Raw genomic sequence first — 23,006 nt, 5'->3', positions numbered from 1 at the left:
TATTTGTAATTTATATCTAAAAACTTTTACATTGAAGAACTCTTTGCAGGTAACGTTTTTGTTCTCTCTCTTTAATCTGTTTTTCAGTAAGTGCTGTTTTCATCATTTGGATTGCTTCTTCTACATCACTTTTCTCCACTGAATACCCCGAATTAATTTTTTCTTCGAATTGACTCTGGACCTTTTGAAATGGGCGTACTACCTTTTTCTGATACTCACTTAAATCTGTATTATAATTTTTTGTACTTACAACTACAGTTAAACACCCTGATATTACTTCTTCATAATCAGATTCTTGTAATGTAAAAGAATTTTTTGTATTTAGGATATCTTTCTCCCTTTCATAATTACATGTCGATATAGCAGGGTTAATAGCTTGCAGAAGATACTTCAAGACTTCCTTTGGTCCCATTTCAATAGCTTTCATCGACCCTTGATTCATTAGATAGTGAATCATGTCCAACCATTTCACAGGCTTTATTAATTGTAAGTAAAGGTTTTCTCTAATATTTTCTACACCTTTATACATTGAACTATCATGATTCGCTATGACAGGTACTAATGGCTGTTTCATATCTATATTTTCTAGTACACTCTTATATTTTTCAGCAGCAGGTTGCATCATAGGAGAATGAAATGGCCCACTTAATTTAAGGGGGATTGCAATTCCCCCATGCTCTACTACCATTTCACAAGCTAACTGAACCGCAGAGTTTGTACCAGAAATTGATGTTTTATTTGGAGTGTCATAAGCCGATATATATACTTCCTGTCCCTTGGTTAACAATTCTGAACAAATACCTTCAACAATTTCTGGAGCAAGATTGTTAACCCATGCCATAGTTCCATCTATAGTCAATGCATAGCTACTCAAAATCGTACTACGTTCTTGTACTAATTTTAAGGTATCTGAAAATGCAATTGCTCCAGAAGCACATAGAGCTGTATATTCTCCCAAAGAATATCCAATCATTGCCTCTGGTTTATTGCCTATTTCTTGTTCAAAAACTCGAAAAGCTGCCATGCTAGTTGTTACTAAAGCAGTCTGTGAATTTTGTAACTTTTCAAGGTCAGCTTTGTATATCTTCTCCATACAAAGGGAAGCCATGTCTATTTTTAGAGTGTCACTTGCTTCTTCAAATATCTCACGTGCTACAGGGAAGTTTTCATAAAGGTACTTACCCATTCCAGAATAATGGGATCCTACGCCAGGAAACATAAATACAATATTCATCTTTTTATCTCCCTTATTTTCATCTTAAGCTATCTTCAACTCTATCTAATAAAGCTCGTCCCTTTTCAGTTTTTCTTAAATTCACTAAATCAACTACATAGCGAATATCTGATACATCATTCCATCCTAGATCTAGTGCAAGATTCATATGTTTTAACGAAAGATCGATTCTATCAATTAATGAATAACCACATGAAAGTAAAAAGTGATGCCATGCATTTAAATCTCCTATAGTACGAGCTTTTTGTACAAACTCACTAGCTTTATTAAAATTTGAATAGTATCTTAATTGATGGTACGCGGTAAAAATGAAATTATCTAATTCGTTATAAGGAAACACATAAGCTGTATAGGTTTGAAGATTTGTGAATCCAACTTTTCCCGCTAGTTTAATAGATGGAATACGAAAATCCTCCGTCTTCCAATGTGGTGTTCTTCCTTGTTTTAAACAGTCATCCAAAAATGCTCTTGCAGCCAACCAAGCATACCCTTTACCTCGCTGGAATAAATCATAAGTATTAATTCCAATTTCCACATCAGTATCTGTTGCAAAAACCGATAAGCAACTAGTTACAACTTGTTCATGTACCATTACTACATAACCAAATCCATTTTGGATGAAATCCTGAGTTGACTCCCAAAAATCAACAATATCATCCCGTACCATTGCGAACTTTTTATCTGATAGCATGTCGATTGTAATACGTTCCACCGTTACCTCTTCAGGTATATTAGGTTTAGATAACTTATTATAAGACTCCGGATCAAAAGTAAATGTTACTCGAGTGTAAGGTTTAGGAATAAACATTTGCAATTGTTCCTCGACAACCTGTTTCCATTTTGATTCGGGTAATAATTCAACCTGAAAAAAGTCATCCCCTATCTGCTCAGCCTCAGGTGCAATTACTTCTTTAATAAAAGTTGGCAGACTTGAAACAAAATTATTTGTAGGATCACCTAGTAAATAAAAAATTTCTTGTTCTGCCCATACAAGTGCACATCTAGGGTTATTAGGATTATCCACATAAATATGTCCCTTATTGTAACCATGAGCTATACCGTTAAGTATTGGATGGTTCTTATAATCAACGAGAAGTGGAGCTATTTGTTTGAATTCATCCTTTTCTTTTACCAATTCATAAATCATATTCTTAAAAGTCCTCCCTTTTGAGAACAAGTGTGAAGTGCATGCTGCGCAATAATTGGCTGAAGTACCTGCGAGGTACCTTCAATAATTTCTAAAACCTTTGCTTCCCTAAATAAACGCTCAACAGGATATTCTCTTGAAAATCCGTTTCCACCAAACACTTGGACAGCGTCTGTGGCTACCTTCATAGCCATCTTTGAGGCAAAATATTTTGCAATGGTTGTTTCAATTACAGCATCAGTATGTCTATCCTGACGCTTTTTCCCAGCCTCTTGGCATAACGAACGAGCTGCTTTTATATTTACACTTGCTTCTGCTAAAATTGTTTGAATTGCTTCATATTCACATATATATTTATTTCCTTGTTTTCTTCTTCTTGAATAAGCTACCATTGCTTCTAGTGCTTCTTGAGCAATGGCTACTCCCGCCCAGGCAATACTATATCTACCATGATCAAGAGCTGTGTTAACTACATAACTCCATCCACCCCCAATTGGTCCTAACAAATTTTCAGCTGGTACCTTTACATCTTGCAAATGAATCTCAGCTATATGAGAGGAATTACTTGCTAACAGTTTACTCATTTTATTTGTAGAAACACCCGTCATTGACCGTTCAACAATAAAGGCACTAACTTTTCCTTCACTGGACGCAAAAACCAAAAAACAATCTGCAATGTCTGCAAAAGAAATCCATTTTTTGTGCCCATTAAGAATAAAATGATCATCAACTTGTTTATAGGAAGTTCCAACGGCTTTTGCATCAGAACCAACCTCTGGCTCAGTTAAGGCAAATGAAAATAATAGGTTCCCCGTTGCCATCTCAGGTAACCATTTTCTCTTTTGCTCTTCAGTCCCCCACCTTTTAATTGACTCCCCTACTAAAGATACATGAACTGTAAGTAATTCACGAACCGAATTGCAAGCTTTACCAATGATTTCAGTAAGACGACCATAATCTAAAGAATCGAGAGAAAGTCCACCATATTCTGTTGGTATCGTTGCACCCAATACACCATAACTTGAGAGTTCTTGTATTACATCATAGGGAAGCTCTTCAGCACTTTCAAACTCACTTGCTCGAGGCCGAAGCTTCTTTTCCGCAAACTCATCAACTACTCCCAGAATCTCTTCTGCATTATTCATACTGTGAAATTCCCATTCTTCTTTTTGTTAATTAGATCAACCATATTATTAATAGTAGAAAAGTTAATAATATCAAGTTCATCATTATCTACTACTATATCAAACTCCGTTTCTATGAAATTTAACATTTGCATAGCAAAGAGCGAATTTACATAACCTTTTTCAAATATGTTGTCATCATTAGCAACAATAGTTTCCTCTGCATTAAAAATAATAAGATTTTTTTTAATGTATTGACGTATTTTTTCATGATTATCCATGTAATTACTCCTTCTGAGACCTGGGAAATTAATTAACCTATATCCCAATTAAAATCAGTCTCTATTTTTATTTTTTCTTTCTCCTGAGTCGCAGATAAAACAAGTTCTTTTTCCTCACTTGTTAACATTTGAATATCTTTTAGACTAACATTAGGATGAGTTGTTATTTCTTCTAATAGAAGGTTAAATCGCCGTCCAAATTCTACTATTGTTGATTTATCAAATAAAGATGTAGCATATTCAAAAGTGAATTCATATATATCTTTATTTTCTTCAGCAATAAGAGTTAAATCAAACTTACTTGTTAGTGTATCTGTGTTTGTTTCCGTGCTAATTTCTAATCCATCCACAACTGTATGTTTTTCATCCGAATTTTGTAATACAAACATGACATCAAATAAAGCACTTCGGCTTAAGTCTCTAGAAAGATCTAATTTTTCCACTAACTGATCAAATGGATACACCTGATGTTCGAAAGCTTCTAACGTATCGTTTTTCACTTTTTTCAAGTGATTAATAAAAGATTGATCTGGATTTATTTGATAACGTAATGCAATTGTATTTACAAACAACCCCATAAGAGGTAACAGATCAGCATGCGGCCTACCTGCAACTGGTGATCCTATAATGACATCCTTTTGTTCCCCATGCTTGTACAGAAAAATAGTGAAGGTAGCCATAAGTAACATAAAAGGTGTCGTATCAGTTTCTAGTGCTATTTTTTTTATTTTCCGAGTAATTTCCTTGTTTACTTGGAAATTATATTGTTCACCCTCAAAACTCTTTACAGGTGGCCGACCTCGATCATATGGTAATTCAAGAACTGGTATATCCCCTGAGAATAATTCTTCCCAGTATTTCTCATGGATCTCAAATTCTTTAGAAGATAATAATTTTTGTTCCCACACAGCATAATCTTTATATTGCAAACGATTTTCCGGCAATGTTTCCCCAGCATATAGGGCCTTAAATTCATGCATAAAGATACTTAAAGACACGCCATCTGTTATGATGTGATGAAGGTCAATTACAAGTAAATAACTATTATCTTTTAGCTCCTTTAGTCCAGCCCGCATTAACGGAACCTTAGAAAGATTAAATGGTTGCAACCATTCTTTATACTCTCCCTTTATCATTTCTAGCTCAAAAGTTACCTGTTCTAATACTCTCTGTACTAATTGATCTCCCTGCCACTCAAACTGTGTTCTTAGTATTTCATGGCGTTTAATAAGCTTTTCAAAGACTAATTCTATCCTTTTCCGGTCCACCGTTCCTTTAAGAATAAAACAACTTGGTACATTGTATGTCATTTGTACCCCATCCATCTCTTGTAATAACATCATTCTTTTTTGAGTCGATGAAACCGGGTATACCTCAGATTCCGGTACTATTTCTATCTCTTGCAACCTATTTTCTTTTGAATTTTTAATAAAATGACTTAAAGTTCTTATTGTTGGATACTCAAAAAGATTTGCTAATGATAATTGCACATTAAATTCTTTCCATATTTTAGCGTTGATTACAGTAGCATGAAGGGAATGACCACCAAGTGCAAAAAAATTATCTTCCACACCAATACAAGGATTACCTATAACTTCTTTCCATATTTCAACTAGCTTTCTTTCCATATTATCGAGCGGTTTTACATAATTAGTAGTCTCTTCTATCGATGGAGAAGAATCTATGATTACATTCTTTGTATTACCTTCTATAACAGAAATAAGAAATGTCATTATTTGTTCAGCTAAATTTTGCTCGTATTCTGCAGCATGGTGAATTTTATCTGAAATATTTACTATTCCTTCTTTAGTTACTGATTTTGTTAAGTGCATTTTTATCAATGATCCACGAATTACTCCCCAATTGGCAGCTGCTGCCTTCATAGATTCAGCGATAGTTTGGAATTCCGAGTGATAATGCTCACCAAGAAACGAAAGCATTTTTGAAAACTTTACTCGGCCATCTACAACTTGACCCAAATGTGAGAATAACGGAACATCATTAAAGTCTAAATATCCATCGGTCTCTTTATTCAAATCAAACTTACTTATTAGTTGCGTAGCAAAAAGGTGCATTTGTGAAAAAATATGTTTTTCATCTTTTATATGTTTTATCCAATTTGACAAATCGGTTGTAATCGATTGTATGTCTGTGATCTCATCTTCAGTAACTTTTAAAGTACTTACTTTTTGATAACCCTTATGAAAAAGTTCTGTTGAAAGTTGTGCATTTTTAACCATAAAATATGGATCGGTAATAATTAAACAGTCTTCTTCGGGCTCATATCCTACAATAACAAATGAATGAACAATATGATTTTTTAGATAATTCTCATCCCAAGGAAGCCAGTACGCATTCATGGTTACCACCACAGGAAATCCCGAGTATAATTGTTCTAATATAATTTCAAATCCTTCATCGGATGAATCTGTATCAAATATAGTACTTTTTATACCATGATATTTTTCTAAATCACTTACAAAATAACCAGACTCTGTATATAAACCATCCCCTAAATTTCCCTTATCCACAGGAGAAAAACCAAAACCCCATAATCTAGCGTACATTAAATAATGTTTACGCTTAAACCAATTAGCTAACGTAGCAATTACATCATCAATACAATTCTGTTCAGAACTCTTACAAGGCTCAACATCATATAAGATTGAAGAAGTATAATTTCCCATTTACTCACCTCTATATTTTTACCAACAGGAAAAACTATTGTAATTTGGTTATTTCTCTATACTAAGTTGACAGAGATATGTATATCTTCTTTAAAAAGCTATCAATTATTATTAATACATTTCATATGAAGAATCTTATTTCTCGAATCACTTTTTTTATTTTAATCATTCTAAAATAGGGAGGAGAATTCCCTAACTCATAGTCACCAGAATAAACACTAACATTCCAGAAAGCTAAGAGGGAAAGCTCCTTTAATCCCACAGTATAGCAAGTGTAAATTTAAACTCTTAAAAGTCGGGTTTACAATATAAAGTAATACTAATTATTTTTCTTTTCTGCTATATAAGCCGCTAGTTGTTTAATATTTCGCTTTGTATATGCGACTAAGTCATCCGTATTAAGATTCTCGTTTTCTAAAGCAAGATCAAGCTCAATAGCTAGTAGAGAATTTCCTCCTAAGTCAAAGAAATCATCCTCTACACCGACAACTTCAATCTTCAATATACTTTTCCATATTTCAACCAAACGAGATTCTAACTCATTACTAGGAGACATCATACTCTCCTCCTCATTCTTAGGTAAAGATCTAGGTGAAGGTAAGGAATGTCGATCAACCTTTCCACTTGGTGTTAATGGTATGTTTTCAACTTCAACAAAGAAAGTAGGTATCATATAACTCGGAACTAATTTCGCAAGATGCAATTTCAAATCAGAAATGGATACAAGTGATTTTGCTACGAAATAAGCTACAAGTTTTTTCTGCCCATCTTCATCTTGAATGTCTACTATCACTGCTTCTTTAATTGCATGGTGTGAAGATAAAGCATCTAAAATTTCACCTGGCTCAATTCGATATCCTCTAATTTTTAATTGTTCATCATTTCTACCGAGGAATTCTATATTCCCATCAGGTAACCAGCGTGAAAGATCTCCTGTCCTGTACATTTTCTCCCCTTTTACAAATGGGTCTGGTAAAAACTTTTCTTCAGTTAATCTCATTTGATTTACATATCCTCTTGCAAGCCCTTCCCCCGCAATATACAGCTCTCCTACCGCACCAATAGGCTGAAGTCTCTGTTTTTGATTAAGTATATAAAGCCTTACATTCGGAATAGGCTTTCCAATAGGAATAGTATTATAGTTTTCACTTTCTTGAAGTGAAAACGTACTTGCGATAACTGTCGCCTCAGTAGGACCATACATATTTTCTATTTGAGTCGATAGTCGATGCTTTTTAAACTTATTAACCACCTCATGTGTCAAAGCTTCACCCGCAAGTAATATATACTTTACTTTATTTAAAACCTGGCTATTTTCATTATTAAGTGTATTTACGAATGCTCTAAACATAGACGGTACAAAATTTAATAATTTTACATCATATTTATCTATAACTCTTAAAATTGCCCTTGGGTTTCGATGTTCCCCATTTTTCATTATTACTAATTTACTACCTACTATGGTCCACCCAAACAACTCTAGAACAGATACATCAAATATATAAGGTGTCTTCAGTAAATACGTATCTGATTCATCCATAGGATATAAATGAGACATTGAAAATAAGAAATTCACAATACTACAATGTTCAATCATGACTCCTTTTGGTCTACCTGTAGAACCGGAGGTGTATAAAATATAAGCTAAGTTATTTGGTTTTCCAGTAACCTCCAGGTTGCTTGTATCACCAACGTACAAATTTTCTTGCTTTAAATCAATAATCTCTCCTACAAATGGAATTTCACCTACGTATTTAGATTCTGTAAGTACCAATTGAGGATTACAATCCTCTAAAATATGTTCCATTCGACGCTTTGGATATTCAGGATCAATTGGTACATATGCAGCTCCAGATTTTAGCACAGCAAATATAGCTATAATCATTTCTACGGATCTTTCCACAACGATACCAATTCTAGTTTCCTGATCTACCCCTTTTTGTCTAAGAAAACGAGCAAGCTGATTTGCTCGATTATTGATATATGAATAACTGTACAATACATCATTTGAAATAACTGCGATTTCTTCTGGTTTATTTTCAACCTGATCCTCAAAAAATTGATGAACTAATTTACCCTGAATAAAATCTAATTTTGTATTATTAAGTTCATTTAACATCCTTGTGGATTCACTTTTACTTAAAACATTAACATCTTCAATTTTCGCTTCAGGATTAGCTACCATCCACTCTAGCGTATTTATAAAATGCATCATAAACCGCTCTATAGTTTGCTGATAATATAGTCCTGTCGCGTATTCCAATTCTAATCGTAGACCCTCTTCTTCCGGAAATACTTCTATACTCATATCTACCTTTGAAGCTTGGTGCTTAATTTCGTAAGATTTAAATGTAATATCTTTTATTTTTTCTGATGTTCTTCCGATATTCTGCATCACTAACATGACATCAAATACAGGATTCCGGTTAGTATGATAAGCCATGTCTAACTTATTTACTAACTCATCAAATGGGTATTCTTGATATTGAAATGCTTCTAGCGCATTTTCTTTTACTTCATTTAAGAATTGAATTATTGTCTTTTCCGCTTTAGGATGATTTCTCATAGGTAGTGTATTTACAAACATACCTATGATAGGCTCAAGATCATGATGAATTCTTCCTGCAATTGGAGAACCTACTATAATATCTTCCTGTTGTGTATACACATGCAATACTATATTTAGTGACGAAAGAAGTACCATATATAAAGTAGCTTCTCTTTCATCCGCAAAGGATTTTAATTTATTAGAAAGTTCAGGTGTTAGATGGAATACTAATCTATCACCTTCAAAAGTTTGATTTAGCCCACGTGGCTTATCGGTTGGGAACATAAGAATTGGTAACTCACCTTTAAACTTATCTACCCAATACTCTTCAATTTCTTTCAGCCCTTCATCGTGTAAACGATTGGTTTGCCAATTGGCATAATCTTTGTATTGTATTTTAATAGGCTCTAAGGCTTTGCCTGAATATAAATCTATAAACTCTTTTTCTAACTTCGCTAAAGATACTCCATCTGCTATTATGTGATGAAGATCAAATAGTAGCAGATATTGATTGAATTCTAATTTCATTAAACCGACGCGCATAAGTGGAGCTCTATCTAGCTGAAAAGGACGAACAAATTCCTGTATTAACTCTTCAATTGTTAATCTATCAGATTTATATAAATGTTCAATTCTAATATCTAAACTATCATGAATAAATTGAACTGGTTCACCTTTAATAAATTGGAATGAAGTTCTTAATGATTCATGACGTTCCACTAATTCTTTGACACATTGTTCTGCCTTTATAAAATCAAACTCACCTTCAATTAACATTGCACCTGGTATATTGTAGGCAGTTCCTATTCCAGCAAAGCGGTTTAATATATATAATCTTTTTTGTGAAGAAGAAGCTTGATAAAATTCTCTATCAGGTACAATCTCAATTTGAGAATAATTTTTCTTCCCTTCATATTTCTCTATATACTCCGCTAATAGCATAATTGTTGGCCTTTGAAACATTTCACGTATAGGTACATCTACACCTAAACGTTTATATATGTGAGAAACAACAGAAGTAATTTGTAAAGAATTACCTCCTAATTCAAAAAAGTTATCATTTACACCTATTTTCTCTATTCCAAGTACTACTTTCCATATCTCAGAGAGCATTTGTTCAATTTCATTGCGTGGTTCAATAAATAAAGCTGTGGATTGCTCCCAAATTGGATCTGGAAGAGCTTTCCGATCTATTTTACCGTTTGATGAGATTGGAAACTGCTCAATCGGGATGATGTATGCAGGAATCATATAAAAAGGTAAATACTCCCTAAGGAATTGGCGTACCTCTTCTACTTTAGCTGAAGAATTCATAACAACATATGCACATAAAACCGGAGCATCTTCTCCCTCTTTTTTACGTGTAATTACAATAGCTTCACCTATTTCAGGATATCGTAATAGTTGCTTTTCTATTTCTCCCAATTCAATTCGTAATCCACGAATTTTGACTTGATCATCCATACGGCCTAAATATTCAAGATTTCCATCTGGTAACCAGCGAGCCAAATCTCCAGTACGATATACCTTGTCATCTATAATAGAAGAACCCTCTTTGTTGATTTGTATAGGAACAAATTTGTCCATAGTTAACTTAGGTTGATTTAAATAACCTCTTGCTAATCCTTCTCCTGAAATACACAATTCCCCAGGAATTCCAACGGGTTGTAATTGTTGATTATCACCCATAATATAAACTTTTTGATTAGCTAGAGGTCTTCCTATTGGTAATTGATTCATAAATTCTAACTCAGCGTGCTGAACATGATAACATGTAGAATCTACAGTTGTCTCTGTAGGTCCATAAGCATTTGTTAAATTTGGTCGGCAGTTTTCATTAAATAAACCAAGGAATTTCCGTGCTAATTTCGGTGGTAATTCCTCTCCAGCAATAATAAAATGTTTAAATGCATATTCTATTTCTTCATCTATAAAATTAGTTAATAATCGAAGATGCATCGGCGTTCCATCCGCGATATTTATTTGCTTTTCTTGATAAAAATTAATTAGCTTCTGCCCATCAGTTCTTGCTTCCTCAGGTACTATAAATAAACTATTTCCTAATAGAAGCGCACCAAACATGTTTTGTACTGAAGCGTCAAACTCAAAAGGTGAAACTAACCCGATCCGCATAGAAGAACTATATTTATCATATATTTCATTTTTTAACCCAAATATTAAATTTACAACACTACGATTTTCAACCATAATTCCTTTAGGATTACCTGTAGTTCCAGAGGTGAAAATAACATATGCCAAATCGTAAGGTGTACTTACTGAAGGGAAACTAACCAACTCTGTTTCAAGTAGTTCATTAAAGCTCACCATACTACAATCCTGGATTTCTCTTGTAAAATCTTCACTAATAACCTCTGGTTTTACTATACAAAGTGGAGATTTACATTCTTTTAGCATCGCCTCTATCCGTTTATACGGCAAATATATGTTAATAGGTAAATAAGCAGCCCCACTTTTTAAAATACCTAGCATTGCAATGACTGCATCAATGGATCGATCCATCATAAGACCAACAATGTGTCCTTTTCCAATTCCTTTTTTATGTAGAGAACTGGCAACCAGATCTACCTTTTCTTTTAATTGAGCATATGTTATTTCTCTTTTGTCATCAGAAACAGCAAGTTTATTTGGATTATGCATGACTTGTTCTTCAAATAACTGTATCACCGTTAAATGATGCCGGTAATCTAACTCAGTTTGATTAAATGTGATTAACTCTCTTATATCATTATCACTAACCCAATCTAAATCTATATGCGGCGTATTCGGTTGTAGTAAAGCTTGCTCTAACAAGTCTATAAAATGATGACCAAATCGCGTAACAGTAGATGTTTTGTATAGATGTTCATTAAAATGCATATCACCTTCTATACACCCATTCACTTGACGGAAAGAGAATATAATCTCCGCATTGCTCTCACTTAAATAATTTAAATCTTGAATTTCCTCTAGCAAAATTGCAGTACGGAATGGATAATTACGCCCCTCTGGAAGGTAGTTACTCAAAACCGGTTGTAAACTTTCCAATGGGAAATTTTGATGTTCTAAAGCATTAACCATTACTGTACTAACTTGCTGGAGAATTTGTCTAAATGTCATATATTCCTCAAGACCATGTCTTAAAACTAACAAAGTATTAATAAGGTTAGTATCACTGTCTTGTTTTAAAACAGGTGTACCAATGCATATATCTTGCAATCTAGTATATTTATTTAACAGCAAAGTAAGTCCAGCAGTAAGAATCATGTGCAATTGAAGATCTGATCTATTTGCTAACTTTAAAATCTTCTCGGACAATTCCTCTTTTAGTTTTATGCTAACATTTGATAAATTCACCTGTTTATTTGATGTCCGGTAATCATAAGGGAAATGGCAGTCAGCCAGTTCCCCTGATAAGTTTTCTAACCAAAATTCTCTTTCCTTTATTCGTTCATTTGCGGCAATTACTTTATCTTTATTCGCTATTCGTTCAACCATAGTTACTCACTCCTGACAATAATCAATTAAAAGTTAAAATCCCCAAAATCTACTGATACCTTAACTGGTTGCAGTTCTTGAATTTCTTGTTTAAATGAAATATCTTTTAATAAAATTTCAGGATGATCTACAATTTGTTCAAAAATCTCAACATAACGCTCACATAACTTTTGAACCGTGTCCCTAGTATATAAAGAGGTTGCATATTCCATAGTCAGTTCAATTGTATCTTCCAATTCAACCACTCTTAGCAATAAATCCATTTGTGCGCGCTTAAAGTCGTGATCATATGTCTTTAGTTCTAAACCATCGATAAACATATGATCTGCATCCATATTTTGCATAACAAATGAAACATCGAAAAGTGGGTTCCTATTATACGTTCCTTGAAGTCCTAATTGATTAACCAGGTCCTCATATTGACATTTTTGATGTTCAAACGCTTGTAAGACCTGTTCTTTTACTTCAAATAGGAACTGAGTAAACCTTTGTTCAGCTCTTGGATAGTTCCTTATCCCTAACATGTTTACAAATACTCCTATAATATCTTGTAAATCCGCATGTGGGCGACCAGTAATTGGTGAACCAATTACAACATCCTCTTGGCCAGTATATTTACCTAGCAAAATATTATATACAGAGAGCATTAGCGTATATAATGTTGTTTCTTCTTTTGCTAATAAACGCTTAATTTTCTTGGTAACATTTGAATCAATAGTAAAGGATATTTTACTACCTTTCAGATCTATTATTTCAGGTCTTGTATAATCTGTAGGCATATTCAAGACAGGTACACCATCTTTAAACTGCTCTAGCCAATACTGTTCATGTTTGAGAGCAATTTCTTTTTCTTTTTCACTCTGCTGCCATTCTGAGTAATCCTTATACTGTATTTTTAAGCTTGGTAATTTCTCTCCAGAGTAAAGCGCAAATAGATCTCTAACGAAAATATCATAGGAAACTCCATCGGTTACTATATGATGTAAATCAATAATTAAAATATGTTTTTGTTCTTCCAATCTAATTAACCCTACACGGAAATATGGAGCATTATTAAAATTAAATGGGCGAATAAACTCATTAATTATTTGTTCCACTTCAGATTCAAAGCCCTCAATTTGAGTAATATGGAAATCAGCATGATCATGAATAATTTGTACCGGTTTATCATTTTTCATTTCAATAGTAGTTCTAAATATCTCATGACGCTTAATTAATTGAGTGAACGCCTTTTCTAAACGTTCAATGTTTAATTTTCCATTCAAAAGAATAACGGAAGTATCATTATAAGCTGTACTTTCTGGATACAATCGGTGTAATACATAAAATCTCTTCTGAGCTGAAGAAAGCTGATAATGAGATTTAGGTTCAGCTGGAACAATAACATCAAATTCACTCTTATCTGCCCTTGAAATATAATTTGCTAGTTTCTCAATATTTGATAGAGTAAAGAGTTCTTTAATAGGAACTTCAACATTAAACTCTTTATGAATTTTTGAAACAATAGTAATAGCCTTAAGTGAATCTCCACCTAGTTCCAGAAGATCATCATGAACACCAACTTCTGAAACTTTAAATATATTTCTCCAAATTTTTGAAAGCTTTTCTTCTACCTCATTGCGAGGTGCTACATATTCAGTCAAGAGTTGTGGTCTAGAATGGTATAACGTAGAATCTAATTCTTCTTCCTTCTCATCATTGAAAGAATTTAATAACACCCATTGATCAATACGCGCTTGCAGTTCTCCTGGAGAATGAATCAGTACTTCCCCTTGTTTCCATGACAGTGCTATATTAAAGGCCTGAACTCCTTCTTCAGGTGTCATAGATAATTCATGTACACTTGCACCTATCTGCATATCTTTTTCTTCATCTTCCCAGTATTTCCAATCACTCCAATTGACGCTTATCCAAGGCAGATTGGAATAACGATTTATATATTGTGCAAAAACATCCATGTATATATTTGAAGCAGCGTATGAAACATACCCTAATCCACCTAAGACCGCTGAAATAGAAGACATTAGAACACAAAAATCTAAGTCTTTATTTCGTAAGCATTCTTCTAAATTGAGAAGACCATAAACTTTTGCAGAAAATTGTTCCTCACAGTCCCCTTTTTCAAGTTCCTGAATTAAATTAAAAGTCTTTCCACCAAGAATACCTGCACCATGAATTACACCATTAATCTTTCCAAATTTTTGTTCTGCCTTATGAATTGCTTCGTATAGTTGTGATTGATCTGTAACATCAGCAGCAAGTACAGAAACTTTAGATCCCGTTTCTTCTATCTCTAAAACTTTACGAATTCTGTCCGAATACATCGTATTTTCCTTCAAATGCATATCCCACTCATCACGATTTGGCAAACCAGTACGTGTAAGAAGAACTAAGTTGGCTTGTACAGTTTGAGCTAAATGTTTCGCAAGAATTGTACCAATACCTCCGAGCCCTCCTGTAATAAGGTAAACTCCATTTTTTCGTAAAGGCAATTTCTCTTTAGCTGGCTGTTCTAGTTGTATAGGCTCATAAGTTTGAACAAATCTTTTATTTCCTCGATAAGCAATCATTTTATCATTCGTATTTGAAAGACATTCTTCTACTAATTGATTTATTAGCCTACTCTTCAATTCTTTGTTTAGAGGTAAAACAACATCAACACTTGAACAAGAAAGATAAGAATACTCTTGCGGAACAACTAATGACGTTCCAAGTACAGTTGATTTTTCTGGAATTAATTCTTCATCACCAAACACTTGTTGAACACCATTTGTAATGATTCGAATTGAGATTGAATCAGAGATATTCTTGTCTCCTAGTGCCTGAGTTAAGTAAAAAATTGAATAGAATCCTAAGTTTTGTTTACAATTTACATATTCAATTGAGGCTTGTCTTTCCTCATCCGTAATTCCCCACATATGAACTATTCTTGTAGGTAAACCACATATTTCTTGTACTTCATCCAATAACTTAACGTAATCTGTACGTTCTTCAGGATTTATAATGAAGCGATCGTTAATCTCCTTATTAAAACCAAAGCCAGGTTCTACTGTAACTACTCTCTGCCTTTTATTTAATAAGTCCTTAACTAGTTCATTACCTAATCCTTCTTGATCTACAAAAACAATCCATGTCTCATTCACATCATGATTTGGTTCAAACAATGTAGAACTTTTCCATTGTGGCGTATAGAACCATTCAGAAATGTTGTTATTCTTACTAATTTTAGATTGCTTACTATTAAGCTTTTGACCTAAATCATACGGATTACCTTGTAATTTATAAGATATTTTATTGAAAGAATACATTGGTAATGGGATACGTCTTCTCTTCTCATCTTTATAAAATTGTTCCCAATCTATAGAAATACCTGTTACCCACATTCGAGTGATGTGACTAAATAAGAAATACATATCTGATACATCTTGTTGAACGGATCGAACCGTATTAAATATTCTTTCATTACCATTTTCATAATCTAAAAGGCGACTAGTAAGCCTACTAAGATCATTTCCAGGACCAATCTCGATGAATAGACTTGTATTGTCCCTATTCAACTCTTGAATTCCATCAGAGAATCGAACAGTTCCACGCATGTGTTTTACCCAATAAACTGGGTTTGTTGCTTCTTCAGGTCGTATCCAAGTACCAGTCAAGTTTGACAAATAAGGTATTTTAGGTTCTCTGAGTGTTAATGTACTAACATAGGAAGCATACTCGTCCAGAATTGAATCCAGTTCGTGTGAATGTGCTGCTCCTTCTATTGTTACTCGCATACACATTAAACGCTTTTTCTTTAATTCATTTTCAAAATCTACAATTGCTTCTTCTGTCCCAGAAACTATACAAGCTGGACCATTAACTACTGCTAAAGAAATGGTATGTTGATATTCTTTTTCAAAAGAATTAATCAAATGAATTAATTCCTCTTCTGGAAGTGGAACGCTAAGCATTACTCCTGCAGGAAGACTACTCATTAGCTGACCTCTTTTTACAACCAATTTAAGTGCATCTTCCAAAGTAAATACTTCTGCTAAACAAGCAGCCACATATTCACCAAATGAATATCCAATCATTGCTTCAGGTTTAATTCCCCAACCCATTAATAGTTTCGCAACTGAGTATTCAAACGCGAAAAGAATTGGTTGACTAAATTCCATTCTTTTTAATTTTTCCGTCGCCTCATCAATACTCAAAGTAGTTGGGTATAACACTTCTTTCATGTTTACATTCGTAACAGATTGAAGGATTGCAAAGCATTCATCCATAGCTTCACGGAAAATTGCCTCTTGTTCGTATAATTCTAACCCCATGTTTACATATTGCGACCCATTCCCAGAAAACAGGAAGTTAACTTTAGGATGTTCCTCTTTTACATTTACATATTGTACTCTTCTTCCTTCTGGCTGGTTTAACAGTTCAATTCCTTCTTGAGTACTGGAACAAACTAAAGCTCTCCTATGCTTGAATTCCTTACGTCCAATTTGCAATGTATAACTAGCGTCTGCCAAATTCACATGAGGATTCTCTCCAAGGTGATTTCCTAAATTCAAAGTCATACGATCCAAAGCATCTTTCGATTTTGCCGAAATCATTAACATCTGGTATGGTCTACTATTTGAGGTTGCTTCAAGCTTTGGTGCCTCCTCCAAAATAATATGTGCATTTGTACCACCAATACCAAATGAACTAACACCTGCACGTAATGGTTTATTATCCTCTTTCCACTCATTTAATTGTTGATTTACATAAAAAGGTGTCTTTTCAAATCCAATTTGCGTGTTTGGTTTTGTAAAATTCACACTTGGCGGAAGAACCTGATCTTTCATCGCAAAGACCGTTTTAATTAGACCAGCAACACCAGACGCTGCATTTAGATGGCCTACATTTGCTTTAACAGATCCAATTGGTACAGATTGTTTTTCATTAGAGTTAAACACTTCACTAAGCGCCTTGATCTCAATGGTATCTCCTAGTTTAGTAGCAGTTCCGTGTGTTTCAATATAGGAAATGGACTCAGGTTCTACATTTGCTTCATGTTGCGCCATTTTAATAACTTCTACTTGGCCCTCTACACTAGGTGCAGTGTAACCAATTTTCCGATTCCCATCATTATTAATCGCCGTTCCTTTTATTACTGCATGTATAGTATCCCCATCATTTATAGCTTCCTGTAAAGGCTTCAGAACAACAATCCCAACACCGTCTCCAAAAAGCATTCCATTTGCATTTTCATCAAAAGGACGACAATGACCATCTGAAGAAAATAGCATTCCTTCTTGGTAGGTATAACCTGCTTTTTCAGGTTGAGTTAATGTAATTCCCCCAGCTATAGCAATATCACAATGCCCCTGTAATAATGCTTGGCATGCATTATGAATAGCCACCAATGATGTTGAACATCCCGTAAAGATATTCATACTTGGTCCTTTAAGGTTAAATTTGTAAGAAATTTGAGTACTAAGCGAGTCTTTGTCGTTAAGTAATGAAATTAAAAATTGCCCAGCTGGTTCATTTGCCTCTGAAAGAGTAGATAACACTTGCCAATATAAGTTAGGAGATGCCCCACTATATACACCAATTAGGCCCGGGTATGTCTCGATATTATATCCAGCATGTTCAAGGGCAGACCACGCACATTCATGAAATACTCGTAGTTGCGGATCCATTAACGATGCATCTTGAGGTGTATAATCAAAGAATGGAGCATCAAAATTATCAGTTCCCTCTAAATACCCTTTCGCTTTAACATAATTAGGGCTTTTTACTTCCATAGGATTTACACCAGATTCAATTAACTCTTCATCTGTAAAAAATTGAATAGACTCTGTACCAGACTTTATATTATTCCAGAATTCATTTACATTCTGTGCTCCAGGAAAACGTCCATCTATTCCTATAATTGCAATATCGTTATCTTCTTTCGTTTTTCGATTAAATCGTTTTGTATGTTTAACTTGATTCTTTTGTTTATCTCCACTTAAGTATTTCGCTAAAGAACGAATACTTGGATACTCAAACATAACTCCAATTGAAATATGTTTTTCTAATCTATTAATTAATCTCTCATGAATTTGAATTATATGAAGTGAAGTTGCACCAAGATCAAAGAAATTTTCATTTACATTTACAGTATCAACACTGTAAAAATCTTTCCAAATCCCTATAATTATTTCCTCTACTTCATCTTGATTTCTGAACTTATCTCCCGTTTTCGTTTGAGTTTCCAATTCAGAAATTCGTTTGCGAGAATTCAAATTGATCCATTGATCAAAACGTTTATTTAAATCTCCTGAAGAAATAATTACCTGATTTAAACCACTTAAACCAAGCACACATTGGAATGTTTTTTGTCCTTCCTCAGATGTCATTTCAAGTGCTTCTATACTGTGAGCATTGAATATTTTATTAACCTGTTCAGTTCCCGTGTACTGCCAATCTCCCCAGTTAATACTAGTCCATCGATTATTAGATGTATTACTCACTTTGTCTGAAAAACTATCTAAGTAAAGGTTTGCTGCTGAATAGGCTACAAATCCTAATCCACCCAAAATAGGTGAAAGTGATGAAACAAGATAACAAAAATCAAGATCATAATTACCAAATAACTTATCAAGAACTAGCACACCATGTACTTTAGGAAGAAATTGCTCTTCACATTCAATCCTACTTATCTTTTCCATTGGACACTGAGCTGATTTAACACGTAAGACACCTGCTGCATGAATTACCCCATTTATGTGACCAAAATTAGCCTCAGCCTGATGAATCACGTTTCTCATCTGCTCTTCATCAGCTACATCTGCAACGGCTGTCATTACTTTTGCTCCCAATGACTCCAACTTCTGAATATGGTTAATACGTTGACATAATTGTTCATTTTCAATCTGTGATTGAAGAATTTGATCCCATTCTTCACGATCAGGAAGAGCTGTTCTACTAACTAATATTAGTTTAGCCTTTACTGTACGCGCCAAATATTCTGCTAATTTAAGGCCTACTCCTCCCATTCCACCAGTAATTAAATAAACTCCTTCCGATCGAATATTCGGAATTTTTGAAGCTGATTCATTTTCATTTATTACTAGCATTTCACTTACTTTTTCATCAGGTATAGGCTCATAGATTCGAATGTAACGAGTGTTATTTCGAATTGCTATTACAGTGTCAATAATGTCCGTTTGAATCTCAGAATATAAGTTTGATATTAATGCTTCTTCATTATCAGACAACATAAAATCTACACTACGGCATCTAATATTTGGATACTCTTGCGGAAATACTTTTATAGGAGCCAAAAGAGTAGATTTTTCTGCAATAATAGACTCGTCTCCTACTACCTTTTGCATATTATTCGTCATAACATTTATATTGATAGGATAAAGTAAATTAAATTTACTAATTGTCTTTGCAAGTGATATTAATGAATAGAATCCAGTATCTAAGGTCTCGATACCTAAATCCTTATTATCCACATTCCATAGATGAACAATCTCCTCTGGTAAACACTCTTGTTTTTGTAGCTCATTAAATAACTGATAATAATCTTCTTGTTCAGTAGGGCATATTGTAAATTCATTTAAACTAATCTTTTTATATGAAGGACCCACACCGACTGTTATAACACGATGTCCATCTCTTTCAAGTTTTTCTTTAAGAGCTAAGCCTATATGCTCGTTGTCTAAAAATAACAACCAACTTTTAGTAGATCCTTTAGTTACATCTACAATTTCTTTTTCCGTCCAACCTGGAGTATAGAACCACTCAGCTATATTAGAACGTTTCTTTATCGATGTTTCTTCACTATTAGTTATATTTTGCTGTTCTGCTGGATCTATCCAATATCGTTTTTTCTCAAAAGGATAAGTTGGTAAGGCAATACGTAATCTATATTCCTCTTCATACAGTTTACTCCAATTAATTTCTACCCCTAACTCCCACGCTTGTCCCAATACCTCTAACAAGTCGTTCTGTAAAATAATCTGATTATTATTAATTTCAGAATTTAATAACTCTCCAATATGTACAATCACAAAATTAGGATCTACATCCTTAACTTGTGTTAGAAGTTCTACTTTTTCTCCATGCTTCCATTCTGTCTGTAACTCTATATAGTTCTCAACTAATGGATTCAGGACATCTTCTGGCTTAAGAGATTTATTATAAATATCTGAAACCATTCCAGCTAAGCCTGTACCAATAATGTTAGAAGGACGTACATCACATTCAATTAATACATCAATAATCGATTGCAAGCAGACGAAAAAGGTTAAATCTTCAACCAAGCTATCATCTGTTCCTTTAAAGAATGCTTCTTTCAATGCCTTTCCAGTATACATTTGGGCATCAGTCATATTACGCTCAAATACTTGTAAGAATAATGGTTCCTTTTGGTATAGTTCTTTTACATTCTCAATAATTGATGAGTATTCGCTAGGTAACACAAATACCAAATCTGGATTTTCTTGCGTTTTTACGTGAAAATCTTTAACTGTTTTTAAATTGTCTATAGCGCTATCTATATCCTTACATAAGACCGCTCTTCTATACGGAAATGGTCGACGGCCAGTTTGCAATGTGTATGCTACATCTGCTAATTCAACATTTTTATTAGATTCCAGATATTGAACCATATTTACTGTAGCATTATTTAAAGCTTCTTTTGATCTAGCAGAAAGAACCATTAACTTTTTTTCTCTAGTAGAAGCAGAACTTTTAACTTTAGGCGCTTCTTCTAATACAATATGAACGTTAGTTCCACCATATCCGAAAGCACTCACACCTGCTCGAAGAAGATCATTATCTTCACTTTGCCAATTTACCAAATCAGTATTGATATAAAATGGGCTATCTATAAAATCAATTTTCGAGTTAGGGCGCTTCACATTTAAAGTTGGCGGGAGTTGTTTATGTCTCATAGATAAAACTGTCTTTATAAGTCCGGTCACCCCTGCAGCTGTATCTAAATGACCTACATTACTCTTAACAGAACCAATTGCACAAAAAGATTTCTTGTCCACATCTTGAAACGCTCTCTTTAGTGCCTCTACTTCAATAGAGTCCCCTAATGGCGTTGCCGTCCCATGCGTTTCTATATAACTAATAGTAGAAGGATCAACTTCAGCAAAACTATGAGCTGCTTGAATTACTTCAGCCTGTCCCTCAACACTCGGTGCAGTATAGCCTACTTTTCGACCTCCATCATTATTTGCTGCTGATCCCTTAATTACACCATAGATTGTATCCCCATCAGCAATCGCATCTTCTAATCTCTTTAGTATTACCATACCTACACCATCACTAAAAACTGCACCCTGGGCTTCTGCATCAAAAGTACGTACTTTGCCATCCGGTGAACTTGTCATTCCTTCATGGTATTTATAACCATTCTTTTTAGGATACGTTATAGATACTCCACCTGCAGCTGCAATAGAGCATTCTCCAGTTAACAATGATCTACATGCAAGATGAATGCTCAAAAGAGATGTAGAGCATGCTGTATATAATGTAAAACTCGGTCCCTTAAGTCCCAGCTTATAGGATGTAAGCGTTGAAATTGCATCTTTATAGGAAAGAGTACCTGCCTCTGAAAACTCAACCACACTATCACTGTTTAATAATGGCGTGTGCTTCATCCAATTAAAATTAGTAGATGCTCCTACGTATAACCCTATTAATCCTTCATAATCAAATGGATTATAACCTGCCATCTCTAATGCTTCCCATGTTGTTTCCTGTAACATACGGATTTGGGGATCCATTATTTTCGCTTCTCTAGGTGTATAAGCAAAAAAGGATTCATCAAAATATTCTACTTCCTCCAAATACCCTTTTGCTTTCACAAAATTAGGATGTTGTAAAACATCTAAATTAACACCTTCTTTAATTAACTCATCTTCAGTAAATGTAGAAATTGAATCAACACCATTTTTTAGGTTATCCCAGAATTGGTTTATTTCATTTGCACCTGGAAATTTACCTGCCATTCCAATAATCGCTATTTCCAAACCAGTTTTACTATCATCTTGATGCTTCATTTTCACTTTCCTCCTATTTTGTTTAATTCGGATTTTCTATGCTTTACATACTCTTAGCTACAATACTTAGAGCTAATACTCCTATTTCATAAACTTAAGCAAAAGAAAAAACACATGAAATTACCCATAAAGTAGCTAAAGTGATTTACATACCTGACAGAAAACAAAAAATTTTAATTACGATTTCTATTCCTGGATTTCAATGATATTTTGAGCAATCATTTTTATTCTAAAAACCTAATACTTTGGTAATAATTCTGTTAATATTACACTTTATGTAGTTAGTAACATATTCACAAGAAGTTTTCTTTAAGAAATTAATTTGTAGAGTAATAATTTTGTAGGGGTTTTATGTTATAAAATTAAGCATACTTTTTCCAATATCATATAGAAAAAAACAAAAAAGTGACATACAGTGAATATTGAGAAATAAAATTCATTTATTCCATATCT

General features: G+C 33.9%; 7 protein-coding genes. All 7 read right to left on the bottom strand.

What is annotated here, in order from left to right; translation table 11 throughout:
* Nucleotides 1-16: 16 nt before the first annotated feature.
* Nucleotides 17-1,234 carry an ACP S-malonyltransferase gene (locus QO049_RS20790; RefSeq protein WP_063549854.1) on the bottom strand — a complete coding sequence of 406 codons (1,218 nt, stop codon included), beginning with the start codon at nucleotides 1,232-1,234 and terminating at the stop codon, nucleotides 17-19.
* Between the two features lie 19 nt (nucleotides 1,235-1,253).
* The gene (locus tag QO049_RS20785; protein ID WP_089607890.1) at nucleotides 1,254-2,381 is read right to left on the bottom strand and encodes a GNAT family N-acetyltransferase; all 1,128 of its coding nucleotides are present in this window, start codon (nucleotides 2,379-2,381) and stop codon (nucleotides 1,254-1,256) included.
* Nucleotides 2,378-3,526: an acyl-CoA dehydrogenase family protein gene (locus QO049_RS20780; RefSeq protein WP_284489428.1), complete on the bottom strand. Its 1,149-nt coding sequence runs from the start codon at nucleotides 3,524-3,526 to the stop codon at nucleotides 2,378-2,380. The genes QO049_RS20785 and QO049_RS20780 overlap by 4 nt, the downstream gene beginning before the upstream one ends.
* Nucleotides 3,523-3,786, bottom strand: coding sequence for an acyl carrier protein (locus tag QO049_RS20775; protein ID WP_000368639.1), 264 nt, complete (start codon nucleotides 3,784-3,786; stop codon nucleotides 3,523-3,525). The genes QO049_RS20780 and QO049_RS20775 overlap by 4 nt, the downstream gene beginning before the upstream one ends.
* Before the next feature lie 32 nt (nucleotides 3,787-3,818).
* Nucleotides 3,819-6,473, bottom strand: coding sequence for a condensation domain-containing protein (locus QO049_RS20770; protein ID WP_284489427.1), 2,655 nt, complete (start codon nucleotides 6,471-6,473; stop codon nucleotides 3,819-3,821).
* 319 nt (nucleotides 6,474-6,792) lie between these two features.
* Nucleotides 6,793-12,516: a non-ribosomal peptide synthetase gene (locus QO049_RS20765; RefSeq protein ID WP_284489426.1), complete on the bottom strand. Its 5,724-nt coding sequence runs from the start codon at nucleotides 12,514-12,516 to the stop codon at nucleotides 6,793-6,795.
* A gap of 26 nt (nucleotides 12,517-12,542) precedes the next feature.
* Nucleotides 12,543-22,553 (bottom strand): type I polyketide synthase, encoded by a 10,011-nt coding sequence (locus tag QO049_RS20760; RefSeq protein WP_284489425.1) that lies wholly within the window; start codon nucleotides 22,551-22,553, stop codon nucleotides 12,543-12,545.
* Nucleotides 22,554-23,006 lie beyond the last annotated feature (453 nt).

The organism is Bacillus sp. RB3 (genome assembly GCF_030164735.1).
Classification (GTDB): domain Bacteria; phylum Bacillota; class Bacilli; order Bacillales; family Bacillaceae_G; genus Bacillus_A; species Bacillus_A cereus.
This window is presented reverse-complemented; position numbering and strand designations above follow the sequence as displayed.

Bases quoted from the DNA above. Each gene is read 5' to 3' on its own strand.
- QO049_RS20780 (WP_284489428.1), bottom strand. From the start codon at position 3,526: ATGAATAATGCAGAAGAGATTCTGGGAGTAGTTGATGAGTTTGCGGAA.
- QO049_RS20785 (WP_089607890.1), bottom strand. From the start codon at position 2,381: ATGATTTATGAATTGGTAAAAGAAAAGGATGAATTCAAACAAATAGCT.
- QO049_RS20760 (WP_284489425.1), bottom strand. From the start codon at position 22,553: ATGAAGCATCAAGATGATAGTAAAACTGGTTTGGAAATAGCGATTATT.
- QO049_RS20775 (WP_000368639.1), bottom strand. From the start codon at position 3,786: ATGGATAATCATGAAAAAATACGTCAATACATTAAAAAAAATCTTATT.
- QO049_RS20790 (WP_063549854.1), bottom strand. From the start codon at position 1,234: ATGAATATTGTATTTATGTTTCCTGGCGTAGGATCCCATTATTCTGGA.
- QO049_RS20770 (WP_284489427.1), bottom strand. From the start codon at position 6,473: ATGGGAAATTATACTTCTTCAATCTTATATGATGTTGAGCCTTGTAAG.
- QO049_RS20765 (WP_284489426.1), bottom strand. From the start codon at position 12,516: ATGGTTGAACGAATAGCGAATAAAGATAAAGTAATTGCCGCAAATGAA.